Raw genomic sequence first — 17,439 nt, 5'->3', positions numbered from 1 at the left:
CGATCAGCGCTGCGGGCTGCGTCGTGGCGCGAGCAGGAGTCGGGCCGCCAGGTCCAGCAGGTAGCCGAGCGCACCGATGACGGCGATCACCGCGACCACCGATGCGTAGTCGAGCTGGTCGCGGGCGTTGAGGATCTGGTACCCCAAGCCGGAACGCACACCGAGCATTTCGGCGGGAACCAAGACCACCCAGGCGATTCCGAGGGCTAGCCGCAGACCGTTCTGTACCTGCACGCGCACCGCCGGCAGCACCACTGCGGTCAGCTGCTCGACCCGGCTGGCGTGCAGCGACCGTGCGACATGCAGGTATCCGGGATCGATCGCGTGGACACCGGCGACTGTTCCGAGCAGCACCGGCCAGACTGCGGCGACGGCGATCAGGAAGATCACCGGCTGGCTGCCGATGCCGAACACCGCCACGGTGATCGGGGTCCATGACAGCGGTGAGATCATCCGCAGGAACGCCACCAGCGGATTGGCCGCTCGCTCGGCGGTGCGGCTCAGGCCTATCAGCAGGCCGGTGGGGATGCCGATCAGCGCGGCGATCAGCAGGCCGATCAGCAGCCGGTAGAGGCTGACTGCGGTGTCGGTTGCCAACACCCCGCGACTGACCAGGTCGGCCAGCGCCCGGACCACATGCTGCGGGGCGGTCTGCCGCAGCAGTGACTGCGGGGCGCAGAGCACAGTGGTGGCGGCCCACCACAGCGTGACGGCGACGCCGAGGCTGGCAACCGGGGGCCATAAACGGGGCCACCACTGGGAGCCTGCGTTCGAGTCGGCGCCGGGAGCGGGCGGGTGACTGAGCTGCGCTGCGGTGGTGATCATGAGGCGTGCACCTGTTCTTCTCTCCTCAGTGAGGCGGCCAGACCGAATGCCGCGGGGCCGCCCTGCTGCGCCATCGCGGCTCGTACAAATTGATCGTCGACAAGTTCGTCGTGGACCTGAGCAGGATCCAACCGCTCGAGGAATCGGCGGTCGCCGTCGATGACCGTCTCGTTCATGGCTTCGATCAGGCGATGGGTGAAACTGGCGAAGGGAAATGGGGTGAAGCCGAGCCGCTGGGGCTGCCAGTCCGGATGATTCAGCCGATACGGCGGATCCGGATAGGTCAATGCCAGCTGTACAGCGGGGACGGGTTGCGGCAGGTACTTGCCGCCCCCGAGGGCCTTGGCGGCGGCGATTCGATCGGCGTTCAGCAGCAGCTGCGCACCGACCACAGCGTCGGTGACGTGCTGGATGGCGTTGGGCCGCTGGGCGATCACGTCATCGCGGGTAATGAGCGCGCAGCACGCGTGGTCCCGCCAGACGTCGCCGAGGAAGGTGTGGATGTGTCCGATCTTCTTGATCTGGGCCACCGCGTTGAACGGGTCTGCGACCACGTAGCCTCCGATGGAGCGGTTGGCCAGCGCGGGCACCATGTCCGAGGGGCTCATCACGATCAGTTCCACTGTCCTTGCGGCGCGAGAAGCGCTGCGGCGCACCACCGGGCGCAGTCCGTGAGCACGCAGCAGCTGCTGCAACACGATGTTGTGAATGGACCACCAGAACGGAACGGCGACCTGGGTCCCGGCCAGGTCAGCCACCTCGGTGATGTGCGGAGCCACGGTCAGGGCGGAACCGTTGGTGTGATTCCAGCCCAACACCCGGACACCGCCGCCCAAGGCGTAACGCAGCTGGACTGCCATCGGCATCAGCAGGTGCACTACGTCCACCTTGCCGGTGACGAACGCTTCGCCCAGCGCGGCCCAGCTGCGGAACATCACCGGTTTGGCCGCGCTGACCAGGCCGGCCGGATACAGTGCGGCGCTGTGCGCCATCAACAGGGGCGCGGCGTCGGTGATCGGCAGATAGCCGATGCGCAGGGGCCCGCCGGTATCGGCGCCGCGACCGGCATCGGCACTGCGGGCCAGGTCGCCGAGTCCGAAGATACCGCCGGCCGCCGCAGCTGCGGCCGTGCCGACCAGCAGACTTCGTCGGGAGAGGGTGGTCACGACCGCACTCCACCGACCACGCTGGTGCGGTCTGCGTCGTACTGGGCCAGAATCTCCTGCCGTAGATCGGCGTGGTCGACCATCCCAGTGCCTGCGACCTGCCACTGGTCGCGCAGCCGCCCATCAGAGCCGAGCAGGATCACTCGCTCGGCCAGCCGGAGCGCTTCGTCGACATCGTGGGTGACCAGGACGACGGTCACCCGCAGGGCGGCAGCCAACTGTGCCAGCCAGCCCTGCAGATCGGCGCGGGTGGTGGGGTCCAGAGCGCTGAAGGGCTCATCGAGCAGCAACAGCCGCGGGTTGGTGGCCACCGCGCGCAGGATGGCCACACGCTGAGCTTGGCCGCCAGACAGTTGATCGGGATAGCGCTCTGCCAGCTGGTCGACGCCGAAGCGAGCCATCAACCCCGTGACCCTGCTCTGGTCGAAGTCCGCGCGATGAGCAGCGAATCGTTTTGCGTAGGAGACATTCTCGGCGACCGTGAGCCACGGCATCAGAAGTGGACGTTGAAAGACCACGCCGGTGCGGGGCCGGTTTCCATCGGAGTTCCAGGTGATGGTGCCGGCGTCCAGTGCCTCCAGGCCGGACAGTATTCGCAGCAAGGTGGACTTGCCGCTGCCGCTGCTTCCGAGGACCGCGACGAACTCGCCTTCGCCGACCGACAGGTCCAGGTCGCGGAGTACGGAGACTGCACCAAAATGCTTGCTGCCCTGGGTTATACGTACCGACTCAGTTCCCACCGCAGTTGTCCTTCCGAGGGCGATTGAATGGGGAGAAATGCTGCTTCCCGGAAGCGTCGGTTGGCGGCGCTGCGGGTTGCGTAACCGGCGCCGCCGGCCAACGTGGATTCCAGCCGGGTTGCCGCCAGCGCGGTCGTGGCCCCGTCGAGGCGTAGCCGAATGACTTCGGCCACTCCTGCCGAGCGTGAGCGTCCGGCCAGTGTGAACAGCGACTCGCGCAGTCGGCGAAGTTCCGAGCTGACCTCGGTGAGTTCGCTGCTGAACTGCCCGGCGAGCGCGCCGCCGGCTCGACCGGCACCCTCGAGTGCCGCTGCGGCCACCCCGACGCAGAAGGCGGTCTGCAACAGGAGAAAAGTCGGCCTGATGGTGCTGACGAAAGAGGCCAGGTCGGTGGTGAGCACCTGCTCGGGCCGGACCTGGACGTCATCGAGGTGCAGCGACGTCGATGCAGTTGCGCCTAGGGCCATCAGGTCCGGTGGTGGATTGGCGGTGATGCCAGGGGCATTCGCATCTACCACCGCTACCAGCGTGGCGCCGTCCGGGCGGCGGGCCGGCAGTACGATCAACGAGTCCTGAAACACGTTGGACGCCCAGTGAATCGGTCCGTTGATCCGCAGGTCGTCCGGGGTGCCATCGGCGACGAGTGGAACCGGGCCCAGTCCGGCGACCTGTTTGAGGCCGGCCGCCATCGCCGTCACCCCTGCGCGGGATCCGCTGAGCAGCTCGTCCAGTCGGCCTTCGCGCGCTGCTGCTGGCGCATGCGCCAGGTAGGTCACCGCCATGGTGTGGGCCCATAGCGAGAACCCCACCGCCAGGCTTGCCGCCGCGGTGTGTTCGATCATGGACACCAACTCGGGAAGGCCGTCGTCTCGCAGGGCGGGCTCGAAGAAGTCGGCTGAGCCGAAGCGCGCCAGGTCAGCTCGGACATCCAGGGCGCCGGTGTCTAGCGCCTCGGCCCGTTCTGCGACTACCGCGGTCAGATCGGAGAGTGCGGTGTGCACCAGGTGCACCGGCGTGCTCACCGCTGCTCGCCTTCCAGGTGATGCAGTCGGTCGATGGGAGTGGTGACGGCCTCGCGAGCGCGGCGAACCGCGGTCTCGTCGGGGGCGTCGTAGAAGCAGAGGCACTTGTCCATGTCTTCGCGCACGTAGGTGCGCAGGAAGGTCACCTCGGGCACGTCGGCGTACTTCGGCGATTTGGCCTTCTTGCGGGCAAGGTAGGTGTCCATGTCCAAGTCGGCGGGCAGGTCCCATTCGACGAGGTAGCCCGCCTTGGGGCGCGCGGCCTTGAGTTCAGCCAGCTCGGCCCCCACGAGTCGCACCGGGTGCGGGCCGCTGGCCTCGGCCACCGACAGTGCTGTCGCGTCGACCGAGGGGGCTTGGCAGGAGGCGAATTCCGCGATGACAAAGGTGCGATGGTCGCCACCGGTTACCTGGGCTTCGATCAGTTCGCCGCCCTCGCGGTGGATGAGGGTGTCGAGTTCTTTGATGGCCCGGTCGGTGTCGGCGCGGTCGAGGCTCAGCGGTGCGATCTCGTAGAGATACAGGGTCATGGGGTGCGTCCTTTCGCCGTCGGATTGCTACGACGGTGCCAGCGCTAGACAACTCTGTCTATTGGGCGGACTGGGCTAATCTGCTGCCATGACACGCACGACCGGAGTGGGCCGGGGTCACGCACCGGACGGCCGGAGCGGAGTGCCTCCGGCGCAGCGGCTGCTTGATACGGCGACGGAACTCTTTGCAGCACAAGATATTCGGGAAGTAGGAATCGACCGGATCCTGGCCGAAGCGGGGGTCGCGAAGGCCAGTCTCTACAGCCTCTACGGCTCCAAGGACGCGCTGGTGTTGGCCTATCTAAATGCTTTGGATCAGGCTGATCGCAAGCGCTATCACTCGGGTGCGGCTGCCCTGAGCGATCCCGTCGACCAGATCCTGCTGTTCTTCGATCTGGCGTCCGCAGCGGCCAAGAAGCGTCGCTACCGCGGTTGTCTGTACGTCAACGCGGCCGGCGCCTATGCGGGAACCGAGCTGGAGCCGGTGGTCGACCATCGCCGCTGGATGCATGCGACGTTGGCGGGACTACTGGCGCAGGCCGGCGTCGTCGACCCGCAGGAATGTGCGGGCGATCTGCAACTGCTCTACGACGGCGCGCTGGTCGGTTCCAAGGTTGAACGCTCGGTTGCGCCGATCGCCCGGGCCCGCCGACTGGCTGCCGATCGCATCGCCACACGAGCCCCGCACGCAACTTAAGTAACTTTTGTCACATCGGTCGGCGGGTCGGGCTGTGTTTGCCCTGCGGTAGGTGTCTAATGGTCAGCTATGTGATCCGCGTTAACGACGTGTTAACATGGTCCGCATTATTCCAATCTGGTCCGAGCCGGGGCGGGGGTCAGCGCCGTGTACATCAACTCGATATACCGCTACCGGATGGGCCGTATGGCCTGGTCGCTGCTGCGCCATCCGCGCAGAAGTCGGGAATTCCCCGCTAAGCACGAACGATTGATCACCGCCGACGAACTCTTGCGCTTCGCTACCTAGGCGCCGCCCGGACCGCGGGAGCGGATCTTGAGGCTCTCGGTGGAGAGTTTGCTGACCGCTATCTGCTCGGGGTCGGGGCCAGCAGCCCAGAGTCACGGATCGCTTCCGCCAGAGGTTCCAGCACTGCAGGATCATGCGGTGCGGGCAGATAGACGATCGCCAGATCCAGGCCCTCGGCCCCCAGCGCCGCGGCATCGTCGATCACCCGGTGATAGTCGAGGGCGGGCTGCAGCCGCAGGTGCGCCGATAAGGTGATCTGCTTCGGGTCGCGTCCGATGTCGGCGCAATGGGCGGCAAGCACTTCGCGTTTGCGGGCAAACTCGGCGGGGGTGCCGCCGACGAAGTTCCAATGCTGGGCGTACTTCGCGGTGATCTTCAGGGTGCGCTTCTCCCCGCTGCCGCCGATGCAGATGGGCGGATGGGGTCGTTGCGGGCCCTTGGGTTCGTTGCGGGCATTGGCGAGTTGGTAGTAGGTGCCGGAGAACGTGGTGGTCTCGGCACTCAACAGGCCGATGAGGACTTGGCAGGCCTCCTCGAAGCGGTCGAAGCGTTCGCGGATGCTGCCCAATTCGATTCCGTAGGCGCCCGATTCCTCTTCATTCCAGCCCGCGCCGATACCCAGTTCGAGTCTGCCGTGGGAAATGATGTCGAGGGCAGCAGCCATATTCGCCAGGACGGCCGGGTGGCGGTAGTGGATCCCGGTCACCAGGGTGCCCAGCCGCAGCCGAGTGGTGGCCTGGGCCAACGCGGTGAGGGTGGTCCAGCCTTCCAGGCATGGCCCGGTCGGGTCGGCGAAGATCGGGTAGAAGTGGTCGAAGGTCCAGCCGGACTCGTAGACGTCGATGGCGTCGGCGGTACGCCAGACGGCCAGCATGTCGTCCCAAGTGGTGTTTTGGGGTGAGGTTTTGAATGCGAATCGCATCCAGCCGAGCTTAGCGGCGACCGCGAGGTCGGCGGAGCCGGCCGTGGCCGCAGTAGGCTCACCCGGTGGTCATGAATCTGGACATCGACACCAAGGTGACGTTGTTGTCGGCGGGCCTGATCTTTCTGTTCGCGCTCGTGCTGGGCGTGTGGAAGCACCACCAGATCGCCACTTCGGATACCGGCCAGGCGCACGTCTATGTCGATATTGCGTATCGGGCGGCGCTGCTGTACTCCCTCGCGACTTTGCTGGTCGCGGTTTTCGTTGAGCTCAGTGCTTGGCCTACCTGGGTGAACATGACCGCGGCCATGGTCATCGTGTTCTTCTTCGTCGTCGCGATCGGCAGCTACATGCTGTACGGCGCCCTACGTGGGACCGATAAGCAGTTCGGGCGGCTTGGCTGGCGGTTGCACGTCGGCATGGCGATCCTGGTCATCGGGGAGGTCGGCGGATTTGCGGTCCTGCTGGCCGGTTTCGGCGTCGGAGGATTTTGAAGTCGCCTGAGCGCGGCCGGCGTCAGGCGGCTTCGCCGTAGATGCTGCTGACCCAGATGTGGGTGAGGGTATCGACCACCCGGTCATGGGGAACGGACGGTTCTTCGGCGACCAGTGCGGCCATCATCGTGCGCTCGTTCATCTGATTCAACGAGGTTGCGAGGTCCAAGGCTGGGATGGTGTTCGGCGCAGCGCCGCGGCCCCGTTCGGCGGTGATCATCGCGGCGGTCTGTTCGATCCACCGCTGCATGAAGCCGTTCCACATCGACCGGAACTCTGGACTGGTGGCCAATGCCTCGGTGCCGGCCCGGGCGATTGCGCGATGCGAGCTGAAGGCGATGAAGAACGCCTTGATGCCGCTGCGCCACACCCGGCGCGGATCGTTGGGCAATCGCTGCACCGCCCCGACGAACTCCGAATCGGCCGCCGCGATCATCGGCTCCAGCAGGGAGAGCAGCACCGCATCCTTGGATTTGAAATAGAAGTAGAACGTCGGCCTCGAGATGCCGGCGCCCTTAGCCAGATCATCCACGGAGATCTCACTGATCGGACGCTGCTCAAGCAGTCGTTCGGCGGTGGTGAGGATCGCCGACTCCCGATCGTCGCCGGACGGCCGGGTCGGGCGGCGTCCGTGACGGGTCGAATTCGGGCTGGCCACGAGCGTTACTTTACACGACGTCGATTTAATCAACAGGGTGTTGACCATCTCGACACACCGTTGATAACCTGGCGGCATGACTGAACACCTCGACGTTGTGATCGTCGGCGCCGGCATCTCTGGTATCAGCGCGGCCTGGCACCTGCAGAATCGCTGCCCTAACAAGAGCTACGCCATCCTGGAGAGCCGGGAGAATCTCGGCGGCACCTGGGACCTGTTCAAATACCCGGGTATCCGCTCCGACTCCGACATGTTCACCCTCGGATTCCGATTCAAGCCCTGGCGCTCGGCCCACTCGATCGCCGAGGGGCCCGACATCTGGAACTACATCAACGAGGCCGCCGTCGAAAGCGGCATCGACAAGCACATCCGTTACCGACACCGGGTGGTCGCGGCGGACTGGTCCGACGCCGACAATCAGTGGACGGTCACCGTCGACAACAACGGGACGCAGGAGCAGATCACCGCATCGTTCGTGTTCGCGTGCAGTGGCTACTACAACTACGAGAAGGGCTACGCGCCGGAATTCCCCGGAGCCGACGAGTTCACCGGGACCGTCGTCCACCCGCAGCACTGGCCGGAGGACCTGGACTACACCGGTAAGAAGATCGTGGTGATCGGCAGTGGCGCCACCGCGGTCACGCTGATCCCCGCACTGGCCAACTCCGGGGCCGGACATGTCACCATGCTCCAGCGTTCACCGACCTACATCGGCGCACTGCCCCTGGTCGACCCGGTCGCGGTCCAGGCCAACCGCTTCCTGCCGCAGAAGGCCGCTCACTTCGTCAACCGCTGGAAGGCCATCGGTTTCAGTACCTTCCAGTACCAACTGGCGCGCGCCTTCCCGCAGTACATGCGCAAGACGCTGATGACCATGGCCAAGCACCGGTTGCCGGAGGGCTACGACGTCCAGAAGCACTTCGGCCCGCGGTACAACCCCTGGGACGAGCGGTTGTGCCTGGCCCCCAACGGCGATCTGTTCAAGACCATCCGTGATGGCAAGGCCGATGTCGTCACCGACACCATCAAGACGTTCACCAAGAATGGCATCCTGCTGGACTCCGGGCAGGAACTGGAGGCCGACATCATCATCACCGCAACCGGGTTGAACATGCAGCTGTTGGGCGGCGCGACGTTGCTGCGCAACGGTGAGCCGATCGACCTGCCCAAGGCGATGACCTATAAGGGCCTGATGTTCTCCGGTGTGCCCAACGCCGCGGTCACCTTCGGCTACACCAATGCCTCGTGGACGCTCAAGGCCGACCTGGTCTCGGAGTTCGTCTGCCGCGTCCTCAACTACATGGACGCTCACGGCTTCGACCGGGTCGAACCGCAGCACCCCGGTTCCGCGATCAAGGAGGAGCCGTTCATGGACTTCAGCCCCGGCTACTTCCGCCGTGCGATGGATGAACTACCCCGATCGGGATCCGAGGCGCCGTGGCGGCTCAAGCAGAACTACCTGCTGGACCTGCGGTTGATCCGGCACGGCAGGGTCGACGAGGAGTCGCTGAAGTTCAGCAAGCATCGTGCGCCGGTGAACGCCTAACCGCGTTCCGGCCAGTAGTAGGAATCGGGGTAGGGTCGGGCGCCGAACAGGGCGGTCCCGATCCGCACCTCGGTGGCGCCCTCAGCGATAGCCAGCGCGAAGTCGCCACTCATCCCCATCGACAAGCGCGGCAGGTCGTGGCCGTGTGTGGCGGCGGTATCCCGTAGCTGCCGCAATCGGCGGAAGCAGCCTCGGATCGTTGCCGGGTCGTCGGTATTGATGGCCAGCGTCATCAGGCCGCGCACATTCAGGGTGGGGTATGCGGCCAGTTCGTCGAGAAAGGGCAGCAGCTGCGCGGGGTCCAGACCGTACTTGCTGGGCTCATCGGAGGTCTTGACCTGAACCAGCACGTCGATGACGCGGTTCTCGGCGCGCAGGTGCCGATCCAACGCCACAGCCAGCCGGGATCGGTCCAGCGACTGCACCTCGGCAGCCAGCCGCGCGACCACACCGGCCTTGTTGGTCTGCAGGTGCCCGATCATCACCCAGTCGATCCCGCAGTCCGCCAGGGGTCCAGCCTTATCCTTGATCTCCTGGACTTTGTTCTCGCCGAAGCGGTGTAAACCGAGTTCGACGGCGTCCCGGATCAACTCCGGAGCGAAAGTCTTACTGACCGGCAGCACACTGACTTCGTGTGGCGAACGCCCCGCGGCCGTGCACGCGTCGTCGACGCGTGCACGCAACAGGTCCCAGCGCTGCCGCAGGGTCTCGGCCATTCGCGGTGGTCCTAGACGACGACGATGCCGTCGTCGTCGCTGTGGGCGACCGCGCCTGGCACGAAAGTGACACCACCGAAGTCGAGCACGACGTCGCGTTCGCCCGCGCCGGTCTTGGTGCTCTTGCGCGGATTGGTGCCCAGCGCCTTGATCCCGAGGTCAAGGGTGCGCAGGGTCGCGGCGTCGCGGACCGCGCCGTGCACGATCAGGCCAGCCCATCCGTTGCCGCGGGCCAGCTCGGCGATGACGTCGCCGACCAGCGCAGTGTGCAGCGAACCGCCGCCATCGACCACCAGCACCCCGCCGTCGCCGGGTTCGGAGAGAACTGACTTCAGCAGGGCGTTGTCCTGGAAGCAACGCACCGTGGTGATCCGGCCGGCGAATTCCGTGCGGCCGCCGAGTTGGCGGAACTGGACGTCGCAGCTGAGTGCTTCGGGACCGATCTCGTCAACCAGGTCGGCCGTGGGTCGGAAACGTACGGCCACCGTCAGCCCCGGCGGGCGCGCCGCAGCCGGCGAAGCACCAGCAGCCCCAACACCCCGAGGATGCCGGCGGCCACGAGCGGGCCAGGCGAACGTCGAGCCGGCGAACTCGGCGGACTCAGTGGGTTGCGGGCAGTGTCCACGGTGGACTTCGCCTGGGCGGCGGTCTCCTTGGCGCGCTCAGCGAGTTGGCCCGCGCCGTTCGTGGATACGGGAGGAGCGGGCACGGGCGGCGCCGGGGGCGCACTCTTGGTGGGCGCCTTCTTTGCCGGCGCCTTCTTGACCGCCTTGGCGGGCGCCTTCTTCGCGGCGGCCTTCTTGGCGGGCGCCTTTTTGGCGGGGGCCTTCTTCGCGGGAGCCTTCGGCGGGGCCGGTGCAGCGGGATCGGCCGGCAGCTCGGCACCGGCCGGGGCAATCGGCTCGCGCGGGGCGGCGGATTCGTGGTCGGGCTGGCCTTGCGGTTCGGTCATACGACAGCTCCTCTGCGGGTTTTCGTCGCGGGCACCGGCAACGTTCCCATCATGCCAGCATCCACCAGCGGTGACCGCCGGCCAGAAATCAGGATCGCCGCCGGGTGAACCACAGACCGGCGCCCACGAGCGCCACAGCGCCGGCCACGAAGGGCCAAATCGGCAGGTCGCCCTCGGGGTCGGCGTAGCGGCGCGGCAGCGCGGGAGCCGCGTCGGGGCGGTCGGTGACCGGCGGTCCCGGTTCGCCGGTGCCGGCCACGGTCAGTTGGAAAGGCCACGACCCCGACACCACATGTCCGTCGGCGGAGGTCACCCGGTAGTGGACGGTGTAGGTCCCGGTCGGTCCCAGTGGACGAACCGCGACGCCCGCGGTGGCGCCGTCGACTCGTGTCTCCCCGGTGGACCACAGGTGCCCGTCGGGCCCGACCACCGTCATGGCGGCGAAATTGGCCTGCAGCTGCTCGTTGAAGACGGCGCTGACGCGTTCGGGACCGCGATTCAGCTTCGCGTCACGGGCCGGGTCCGTCGACACCAACACGGCATGCGCCGCGGCAACCGCCGGGAGTGCCACCTGCGTCAGCAGTGCGGCCAGCAGCAGCGCCGCCGTCACTGCGCCGCGGAGCGCCCGCTTCACGCCCGCCGCCTACCCAGGGCGATCGTGGCGGCCAATGCTGCGACCAACAGAGCACCGCCGCCGAGCAATCGTGCCGCGTTGTCGGCATGGTGTTCGCCGGGTTCGGCCACAGCCTCCGGAGCCGGGCCGGCGGAGACAGCCGGCTCCGGGTGGTGGGAGTGGTGGTGTTCGGATGCCGCGGTCGGGCCGGTCCCCAACTGCAGGCTGGGCACGGGGTGCTCAGCTTCACCGCCTCCGGGCGGGGGAGCCTGGTCCCAGCGGACTTCGGTGCCATCGGCATACCGCTGTGCCGAGGGAAAGCTCACTGTCTCGGCGTCGGGCAGGCGCATGGCGATCCGGAAAAGCCCGAACTGGTCGGCCCCGATCCCACTGCCGGCCGTGGCCGTCCATGTCACTGAGCGCACTGCGCCGGACTTGGCGTCACGGTCCAGCCGCGCCGTCCAGCCGGGTTTGGTCTCGGTGCGAGCCGAAGCGACATCGGGCAATGTCACTGTCAGTTCCGTTGTGGCAGAACCGGTCGGCGATTCGTTGGGGACCTCGAAGGTCACCATCGCGACTCCGCCGCGCACCGCGCCGGGACTGCTGGCATGTACATGCGCCCACACCGGTGCTGCGCCGGCCAAGGAGCCGACGGCGATCGCCGCGGACAGGGCGAGGGCGCGTATGTGGGTGCTCATGACGGGAGTCCCAGCCGGGCCATCAGATCCGCGTCGATCCCGTCGAGCTGGTCGCTGATCGAGGCGGAGGCCACTCTGCGCCGATCCCCCGGCATGGTCTCGATGGCCGTGACGGCTGTAGAGAGGTCCGAAAGCCGGTCGGTGATCGCTGCGACGAACTGTTTGGTCTCGGAGTCCTTGGGCTTGCGGTCGGCCACCAGGCGCAGCGTCTTCTCCGCTCCGGCGATCCGGGCCGAGAGCCGAGCGCCATTTCCGGAGAACTCGCCGATCTGCGCCAGCGGGACGCCGAGGCGCGCGGCCCGCTGTTCGTCGATCAGGCCGCGAACCGCCATTGCCACCCGGTATGCCACAGGAACGACAACCGGGGCCAGCATTCTGGTGACGACAAGGGTCCGGCGGACGCGCGCAGGTGACAGGATCCGGCCGTCGCGAGCGGCCTTGAGTTGGCTTTCGGCCGCCTTGCGGGTAGTGCGGTCGCGATTGCGCTCCGATCTGACCTGAGCCTTCAATGCGCGGGCATCTGCCCGCTGGGTGGCCTTGAAACGTTTCGCCTCACCCTTGGCGGCGAGCCGCGCCTCGAGCTTGGCGCCGGCTTTCAGCGCACGCGCTTCGGCGCGCCGGGTGGCGCGGCTCTTGCGTTTTGTGAACAGGCCCATCGCGGCCGCCTCCCGGAGTTCGCTGGAACCGATCACGTCACCCTAATCGCGACGCGAGCACCTCAGGCGCTGAGGTGCTCCTTGCGGCGGAGCTCATCGATGTGGGCCAGGACGTCTTCCTGGGCTTCGGGGGAGAGTCCGATGGCCTGGGTCGCGATGCGGCGTACCCCGGGATCGCGCACGCTGTCCAGCCACGCCAACTCGGCGTCGAGCTTGGTGTAGTAGGCGTCGTCGGTGAAGAAGTCGGGCTTGATCCGGAAGAAGTTGGCCAACGCGGCCATGGTCGCTGTGGACGGGTTCGTCCGGTTGCCGGAGCGAAGCTGCGAGAGGTATGGGGCCGACATCGTGACGCCCTCTGCTTTGAGTGCTGCGATCACCTCGGCGGACGTGTGAGGTCCTCGACCGGGCGGATAGACCACATCGAAAAGGCGGTTCAAGCGGACAGCGAACGTCGCGCTCATCGATAGGACCTCCAAGGGGGTAGGCAGGCGGTCGACAGCGCCCTGCCAATGTGAGAGCAGTAGCGCCTGGTGATTTGCTGATCATCGTAGCGATAGTTACCGACACAACCAAGGGTGTTTGCGTTGCGAACTCGATCTTGATGCGTGAGATCGGGTTTGCCGCAGTCTATTCGACGATTCGTAGAGATCGCTGTGCTCGGAATTTCTTGTCGCGCCTCGCACAATCCCACCGAAGCGGATCGGCTAAATGTTCCACCATCGTCGGCCATTTGGTCCCTATCGCTGGAAGGCGCTCCGGCGAAGTGAAGTTTGCACCGTCTACACTGCGGTCGGAGGGATTTGCTGCTGCGCGGTGGGACCCTCTCCGGCGGCCAGTCCGGAGCGGCGCAGCGAAGCGCGCCACAGGGCTGTGCCCAGTGCCATCGCCACCACGGCGACGATCGAGGCGATGGCCACCGGCCGCCAGTCGAGCGCCTCGTCGAAGAGGATCCACAGGCCGCACGACAGGAACAGCAGGCCGGCCGCGGTGTGCAGTAGGTGCTCGGGCAACCGGCGGTGGAGCACAGTTCCGGCCGCGATCGCGACGGCATCGGCCAGCACCATCCCTGCCGTTGCCCCCAGCCACACACCCAGCCAGTTTCGGTCACTGGCCAGTGCGACCGTCGCCAACATCGTCTTATCGCCCAACTCGGCGAGCAGTACCGAGGACACCACCGCCAACAGCACGAATCGTGGTTCGCGGATCTGGGTCTCGCCCGGGGTGGAGGTGATTCGCTCCCGCCACGTCCACGCTGCGAAACCGATGAACGCCACGCCGGCGATGGCGGAGATCGGTCGCGCCGGCAACGTCAGCCCCAGGAAGTGGCCCACTGTCACCGAGATGCCGTGGATGGCGAACGCCGCGATGGACACCCCGCCCAGCACGACCCACCAACGGTGTCGCAGCGCGTAGGTCAGGGTGATCAGCTGAGACTTGTCGCCGAGTTCGGCGAGGAACACCACGCCCAGGCTGATCAGCATGGCGGCAAACATGCGGGACGCCCTTTCCTCAGATCCGAGGCTAGTGACTCTCCGGCGCGGCCGCCACCGGGCAGCGAATTTCGGCGGCCCGAAACCGATGGCCGGGGAAGTCAGGGACGTGAATTGTGTTATGCGGCAAGCAACATAGCCAGGATGGCGGTGTCGGGATGGGCGACCGGGTCAACGCTGACCCGGCTGACCATGGACGTGACCGTGCCATCCGATTCCGCTTCGACCCACGCCGCCCGGTGCTGCAGGCCCAGGTAGGGCAGGCCTGGCAGCAAGACGCATCCGGACGCGGCGCCACGGCACTCCGGTAATGAGGGCACGGTCTCCGAGGGCGGGTGCAGCATCAGCAGCGCTGAGGGTTGGCGGCCGGCGAAATACCCCGGCGCTATCGCTGACTTGCCGGAGACAGTGCCTTCGGCCATCAGTAACCCCACGGTGCCTGGTCCGGGGTTGTCCGGGAGCTCCTCGCGCGTGCCGAACACTGTTGTGGTGGAGAGCAATCCGGGCAGAGAAGCGACCCGGACCGCGATACTCAGCAGCTGGGCCCACTCCTTGGTGGAATCCGGCCAGCGGCCGAAAACCACGAATCCGTGCAGTTGTCCACGGGAATGAAACGGGGCGACCTCAATCGCCCGACCGGACCCTGTCGTCTCCATCGCGCGCACCCTCCGCGACATTGTGGATTGGTGGCTGACTCGCCTTCCCGCATTTCAGCGGCGGGGCTATCTGGCAGCATGCGGCACCCGTACGGACGATTCAAGGGGACACGACGAGGGGGCCGATAACAAAACGGTGAAGAAACCCGGCGGTTCAGCGAGGCTCGCCGCAGGAGAGGCGACGCTGGAAACGCCGTAGACCACGATGGGGCGCCGCGCCAATGGCGCAACGCCCCACCGATGCCGACAGTGGCGGCTAGAAGATCAGACCCGAGGTCTTCGAGGTGGCCGCGGCGAAACGTGCCTGCACATCGGCCCAGTTGACCACGTTCCAGAACGCCTTGACGTAGTCCGCCTTGACGTTCTTGTACTGCAGGTAGAAGGCGTGCTCCCACATGTCGACCTGCAGCAGCGGGATGATGCCCAGCGGCACATTGGCCTGCTGATCGTAGAGCTGGAAGGTCAGCAGCTTGCCGCCCAGGGTGTCGTAGCCCAGTACCGCCCAGCCCGAGCCCTGCAGGCCGTTGGCGGCCGCCGTGAACTGCGCGCGGAACTTGTCGAATGACCCGAAGGCGTCATCGAGGGCCGCCGCCAACTCACCGGTCGGCTTGTCGCCGCCGTTGGGCGACAGGTTCTTCCACCAGATCGAGTGGTTGACGTGTCCGCCGAGGTGGAATGCGAGGTTCTTCTCGTTCAAGAAGATCGCGGCGTGGTCGTCGTTGGCGCGGGCCTCTTCGAGCTTGGCTACCGCGCTGTTGACGCCGGCGACGTAGGCGGCGTGGTGCTTGCTGTGGTGCAGTTCGTTGATCTGGCCTGAGATGTGCGGCTCAAGGGCTCCGTAATCCCAGTCCAAGTCCGGCAAGGTGTATTCGGCCACGGGGTTCCTTCCTTCGATAGGTACTGATCCGGTGTCGATCACCGATGATCATTGTCGACAAGCGTTGACGATCCAGCGGCGCCCCACTCCCGCCCGCGTTCGCGGCGCGATGGGACACCCTTCGACCACACTGCTCCAACACCGGGTGCACCGCAACAACGGGACAGGCTGACGTTCGGCGTACGCCGATGACAGCGTCCGGGCGGAGATTCAGGTCAGGACGAGCGCAAGCAGGAATGACAGCAGTACCAGGGCGATCAAGCCTGCGCGCAGCGATGCCAGCAGGTAAGCGCGCTTGTACGTCGATGATCCCGCATGCCAGCCCGCCGCCGCGGCGACGGATCCGGGTCCGATCGGGCTTGTCGTCATTCTCCTGCCCCCAACCTCACCGTGCGCCCACCCCCGTGAGGCGCATCACATCTGTTCTGTGACGGTGATCATAGCGGTTTACGCGCTCAGTGGAAAAATCTGACGGGATAACCCGGCTTACCTGCGGTGATGTGATCTTGACGCGTCGAACCGCGGAAGGGGAGTCACGCGCAGCTGGTTAGCGGATCAATCGATTTCGCTCGATGCTGTTAGTCGGTTTGCGCCGAGCTCGGCGCGTTATCCACAGCCGGGTTGCCTCTGGCCGTACATGAGCACATCACCCTGCCCGCAGCCCTGACGCTGCTTGTGGATAAGACTGTGGAAACTGTGGATAGCCGTTGGTAGCTGGCCCGTTCGCCGTTGGCCACCGGAAGTACCTTCGACGCCTCTCGCCAGAGCTGCGGCGGTCTGCTTCGCCGACCTTGCGGTCGCCGCTAGGCTGGTGCGGTGATCCAGGTGTGTTCCCGCTGCAACACGCGGTGGAACGTGCGTGAGCAGCAGCGGGGCTGGTGCCCGCGCTGTAACGGTGCGCTGTGGGCGCCTTTGACACCGGAACAAGAAGCTGAGCTGCAGCGGACCCAGCCGGGTCCGCCCGCAGCATCCGGGGGTGCGCCGCCGCGTCAGGGGCCGGGGTATCGCTGGATTGCCGTCCGGCCCGGTCCGCCACCGCCGCAGGGCCGGCAGCGGCGGCCGCTGGGGCCCACACCGCGTTACTCGGTGATGCCGCGCTGGACCCTGATGGGTGCGCCAGTTCGTGCTGTGGCCCAACCGAAGTCGGCAGAACGTCAGGCGCCCACGGCGCGCTCGCTGGAGCGTGCGCTCGGGGGCGCGGTCGCTGCGCTGGGCATAGCCGCTCTGATCCACGCACTGATCTACGTGTTGATGATCGTCAACCGCACCAGGCTGCTCAATCCGCTGCTCGCCGGCGGTGCGGTATGGCTGGGCCGGCTCGCCGGACTAGTCGCGATCATGGCGGTGGTCAACTGCGCGGTAGTGCTGACCAGGTGGCTGATTGCCCGCCGCGAGATGGCTTTCACCCGGGCGCATCTACCCGATTCGCGTCCGGCGCGGGCGGTATGGGCCGGGTGCCTGGTCCCGGTGGTCAATCTTGCTTGGGCACCGGTCTTTGTCATGGAACTGGCCAAGCGGGAAAACCGGCTGGCAGCGCTGCGTAAGACCATCGTGGTGTGGTGGGCGGTATGGGCGGCCGCCACTGCGGCCGCGATCTTCGCCACCGCCACAAGTTGGGCCGATGGGGCGCAGGCGATCGCCAACAACATGGTGGCCACAGTGGTGGCTTACCTGCTCGGCTTGGCGGCCGTCGTGACCGTGGCCCGCGTCGTCGAGGGATTTGAGCGGCGGTCGATGGGTCGGCCCGCCCAGCACTGGGTGGTGGTCCCTGACGGCAGAGACTCGGCCCCCGAGGTGCCGCCGCGCCCGATTGCCGCCGAGGCGGCGCAGCCGGAACTCGTCACGACACCGGCCCCGGCTCTTGAGCCCGACGGGCGTGAACCGGCAGCATAA

Annotated in this window: 22 protein-coding genes; 4 read left to right on the top strand and 18 right to left on the bottom strand. The window is 66.5% G+C overall.

The window, feature by feature from the left end; all coding sequences use genetic code 11:
• Positions 1–3: 3 nt before the first annotated feature.
• The 5 genes from G6N09_RS07945 to G6N09_RS07925 are packed head-to-tail and all read right to left on the bottom strand — an operon-like array spanning position 4 to position 4,283.
• Positions 4–825 (bottom strand): ABC transporter permease, encoded by an 822-nt coding sequence (locus G6N09_RS07945; protein WP_083027118.1) that lies wholly within the window; start codon positions 823–825, stop codon positions 4–6.
• Positions 822–1,991: an ABC transporter substrate-binding protein gene (locus tag G6N09_RS07940; protein ID WP_083027117.1), complete on the bottom strand. Its 1,170-nt coding sequence runs from the start codon at positions 1,989–1,991 to the stop codon at positions 822–824. The genes G6N09_RS07945 and G6N09_RS07940 overlap by 4 nt, the downstream gene beginning before the upstream one ends.
• Complete coding sequence (locus G6N09_RS07935) at positions 1,988–2,731, bottom strand: ABC transporter ATP-binding protein (RefSeq protein ID WP_083027126.1); 744 nt, start codon at positions 2,729–2,731, stop codon at positions 1,988–1,990. Before G6N09_RS07935 ends, G6N09_RS07940 begins: the two co-directional genes overlap by 4 nt.
• Positions 2,707–3,753: an acyl-CoA dehydrogenase family protein gene (locus G6N09_RS07930; protein ID WP_083027116.1), complete on the bottom strand. Its 1,047-nt coding sequence runs from the start codon at positions 3,751–3,753 to the stop codon at positions 2,707–2,709. Before G6N09_RS07930 ends, G6N09_RS07935 begins: the two co-directional genes overlap by 25 nt.
• Positions 3,750–4,283 carry a DUF4242 domain-containing protein gene (locus G6N09_RS07925; RefSeq protein WP_083027115.1) on the bottom strand — a complete coding sequence of 178 codons (534 nt, stop codon included), beginning with the start codon at positions 4,281–4,283 and terminating at the stop codon, positions 3,750–3,752. The genes G6N09_RS07930 and G6N09_RS07925 overlap by 4 nt, the downstream gene beginning before the upstream one ends.
• Positions 4,284–4,371: 88 nt before the next feature.
• Here G6N09_RS07925 and G6N09_RS07920 point away from each other — a divergent pair, with 88 nt between their 5' ends.
• A complete protein-coding gene (locus tag G6N09_RS07920) occupies positions 4,372–4,980 on the top strand; it encodes a TetR/AcrR family transcriptional regulator (protein WP_083027114.1) in 609 nt (202 codons plus the stop codon).
• A 346-nt stretch (positions 4,981–5,326) separates the two neighbouring features.
• Here the strand turns inward: G6N09_RS07920 and G6N09_RS07915 are convergent, their stop codons facing one another.
• Positions 5,327–6,190 (bottom strand): LLM class F420-dependent oxidoreductase, encoded by an 864-nt coding sequence (locus G6N09_RS07915; RefSeq protein WP_083027113.1) that lies wholly within the window; start codon positions 6,188–6,190, stop codon positions 5,327–5,329.
• 71 nt (positions 6,191–6,261) lie between these two features.
• On the opposite strand from G6N09_RS07915, the gene G6N09_RS07910 reads away from it, so the two are divergent.
• Positions 6,262–6,684 (top strand): hypothetical protein, encoded by a 423-nt coding sequence (locus G6N09_RS07910; protein ID WP_083027125.1) that lies wholly within the window; start codon positions 6,262–6,264, stop codon positions 6,682–6,684.
• A gap of 22 nt (positions 6,685–6,706) precedes the next feature.
• Here the strand turns inward: G6N09_RS07910 and G6N09_RS07905 are convergent, their stop codons facing one another.
• Positions 6,707–7,390 (bottom strand): TetR/AcrR family transcriptional regulator, encoded by a 684-nt coding sequence (locus G6N09_RS07905; protein ID WP_244959514.1) that lies wholly within the window; start codon positions 7,388–7,390, stop codon positions 6,707–6,709.
• A gap of 28 nt (positions 7,391–7,418) precedes the next feature.
• Here G6N09_RS07905 and G6N09_RS07900 point away from each other — a divergent pair, with 28 nt between their 5' ends.
• Complete coding sequence (locus G6N09_RS07900) at positions 7,419–8,888, top strand: flavin-containing monooxygenase (protein ID WP_083027111.1); 1,470 nt, start codon at positions 7,419–7,421, stop codon at positions 8,886–8,888.
• On the opposite strand, the gene G6N09_RS07895 is transcribed toward G6N09_RS07900, so the two are convergent.
• The 11 genes from G6N09_RS07895 to G6N09_RS19490 form a co-directional block, all read right to left on the bottom strand.
• On the bottom strand, positions 8,885–9,604 hold the full coding sequence (locus tag G6N09_RS07895; protein ID WP_083027110.1) for a YggS family pyridoxal phosphate-dependent enzyme: 720 nt from the start codon (positions 9,602–9,604) through the stop codon (positions 8,885–8,887). The two genes, G6N09_RS07900 and G6N09_RS07895, sit on opposite strands and share 4 nt — an antisense overlap.
• Before the next feature lie 11 nt (positions 9,605–9,615).
• Complete coding sequence (rraA, locus tag G6N09_RS07890; RefSeq protein WP_083027109.1) at positions 9,616–10,089, bottom strand: ribonuclease E activity regulator RraA; 474 nt, start codon at positions 10,087–10,089, stop codon at positions 9,616–9,618.
• A gap of 2 nt (positions 10,090–10,091) precedes the next feature.
• Positions 10,092–10,556 (bottom strand): hypothetical protein, encoded by a 465-nt coding sequence (locus G6N09_RS07885; RefSeq protein WP_083027108.1) that lies wholly within the window; start codon positions 10,554–10,556, stop codon positions 10,092–10,094.
• Between the two features lie 88 nt (positions 10,557–10,644).
• Positions 10,645–11,190: a copper resistance CopC family protein gene (locus G6N09_RS07880; protein WP_083027107.1), complete on the bottom strand. Its 546-nt coding sequence runs from the start codon at positions 11,188–11,190 to the stop codon at positions 10,645–10,647.
• Complete coding sequence (locus tag G6N09_RS07875; RefSeq protein ID WP_083027106.1) at positions 11,187–11,867, bottom strand: YcnI family copper-binding membrane protein; 681 nt, start codon at positions 11,865–11,867, stop codon at positions 11,187–11,189. Before G6N09_RS07875 ends, G6N09_RS07880 begins: the two co-directional genes overlap by 4 nt.
• Positions 11,864–12,523 carry a DUF6474 family protein gene (locus tag G6N09_RS07870; RefSeq protein ID WP_083027124.1) on the bottom strand — a complete coding sequence of 220 codons (660 nt, stop codon included), beginning with the start codon at positions 12,521–12,523 and terminating at the stop codon, positions 11,864–11,866. Before G6N09_RS07870 ends, G6N09_RS07875 begins: the two co-directional genes overlap by 4 nt.
• A gap of 62 nt (positions 12,524–12,585) precedes the next feature.
• Positions 12,586–12,984 carry a helix-turn-helix domain-containing protein gene (locus tag G6N09_RS07865; RefSeq protein ID WP_083027105.1) on the bottom strand — a complete coding sequence of 133 codons (399 nt, stop codon included), beginning with the start codon at positions 12,982–12,984 and terminating at the stop codon, positions 12,586–12,588.
• A 318-nt stretch (positions 12,985–13,302) separates the two neighbouring features.
• Entirely contained in the window at positions 13,303–14,016 is a 714-nt protein-coding gene (locus G6N09_RS07860) for a TMEM165/GDT1 family protein (protein WP_083027104.1), read from the bottom strand.
• A gap of 116 nt (positions 14,017–14,132) precedes the next feature.
• Positions 14,133–14,669, bottom strand: coding sequence for a peptidase (locus tag G6N09_RS07855; RefSeq protein ID WP_083027103.1), 537 nt, complete (start codon positions 14,667–14,669; stop codon positions 14,133–14,135).
• 256 nt (positions 14,670–14,925) lie between these two features.
• Entirely contained in the window at positions 14,926–15,546 is a 621-nt protein-coding gene (locus tag G6N09_RS07850) for a superoxide dismutase (RefSeq protein WP_083027102.1), read from the bottom strand.
• Positions 15,547–15,756: 210 nt separating this feature from the next.
• On the bottom strand, positions 15,757–15,915 hold the full coding sequence (locus tag G6N09_RS19490; protein WP_165756606.1) for a hypothetical protein: 159 nt from the start codon (positions 15,913–15,915) through the stop codon (positions 15,757–15,759).
• A gap of 447 nt (positions 15,916–16,362) precedes the next feature.
• On the opposite strand from G6N09_RS19490, the gene G6N09_RS07845 reads away from it, so the two are divergent.
• Positions 16,363–17,439 carry a DUF4328 domain-containing protein gene (locus G6N09_RS07845; protein WP_083027101.1) on the top strand — a complete coding sequence of 359 codons (1,077 nt, stop codon included), beginning with the start codon at positions 16,363–16,365 and terminating at the stop codon, positions 17,437–17,439.

It is taken from the genome of Mycolicibacter minnesotensis (genome assembly GCF_010731755.1).
In the GTDB taxonomy this organism is placed as follows: domain Bacteria; phylum Actinomycetota; class Actinomycetes; order Mycobacteriales; family Mycobacteriaceae; genus Mycobacterium; species Mycobacterium minnesotense.
This window is presented reverse-complemented; position numbering and strand designations above follow the sequence as displayed.

Coding starts and splice junctions, on each gene's coding strand:
- G6N09_RS07870 (WP_083027124.1), bottom strand. CDS start 12,523: ATGGGCCTGTTCACAAAACGCAAGAGCCGCGCCACCCGGCGCGCCGAA.
- G6N09_RS07920 (WP_083027114.1), top strand. CDS start 4,372: ATGACACGCACGACCGGAGTGGGCCGGGGTCACGCACCGGACGGCCGG.
- G6N09_RS07900 (WP_083027111.1), top strand. CDS start 7,419: ATGACTGAACACCTCGACGTTGTGATCGTCGGCGCCGGCATCTCTGGT.
- G6N09_RS07885 (WP_083027108.1), bottom strand. CDS start 10,556: ATGACCGAACCGCAAGGCCAGCCCGACCACGAATCCGCCGCCCCGCGC.
- G6N09_RS07910 (WP_083027125.1), top strand. CDS start 6,262: ATGAATCTGGACATCGACACCAAGGTGACGTTGTTGTCGGCGGGCCTG.
- G6N09_RS07945 (WP_083027118.1), bottom strand. CDS start 825: ATGATCACCACCGCAGCGCAGCTCAGTCACCCGCCCGCTCCCGGCGCC.
- G6N09_RS07875 (WP_083027106.1), bottom strand. CDS start 11,867: ATGAGCACCCACATACGCGCCCTCGCCCTGTCCGCGGCGATCGCCGTC.
- G6N09_RS07905 (WP_244959514.1), bottom strand. CDS start 7,390: ATGGTCAACACCCTGTTGATTAAATCGACGTCGTGTAAAGTAACGCTC.
- G6N09_RS07855 (WP_083027103.1), bottom strand. CDS start 14,669: ATGGAGACGACAGGGTCCGGTCGGGCGATTGAGGTCGCCCCGTTTCAT.
- G6N09_RS07865 (WP_083027105.1), bottom strand. CDS start 12,984: ATGAGCGCGACGTTCGCTGTCCGCTTGAACCGCCTTTTCGATGTGGTC.
- G6N09_RS07860 (WP_083027104.1), bottom strand. CDS start 14,016: ATGTTTGCCGCCATGCTGATCAGCCTGGGCGTGGTGTTCCTCGCCGAA.
- G6N09_RS07925 (WP_083027115.1), bottom strand. CDS start 4,283: ATGACCCTGTATCTCTACGAGATCGCACCGCTGAGCCTCGACCGCGCC.
- G6N09_RS07895 (WP_083027110.1), bottom strand. CDS start 9,604: ATGGCCGAGACCCTGCGGCAGCGCTGGGACCTGTTGCGTGCACGCGTC.
- G6N09_RS07915 (WP_083027113.1), bottom strand. CDS start 6,190: ATGCGATTCGCATTCAAAACCTCACCCCAAAACACCACTTGGGACGAC.
- G6N09_RS19490 (WP_165756606.1), bottom strand. CDS start 15,915: ATGACGACAAGCCCGATCGGACCCGGATCCGTCGCCGCGGCGGCGGGC.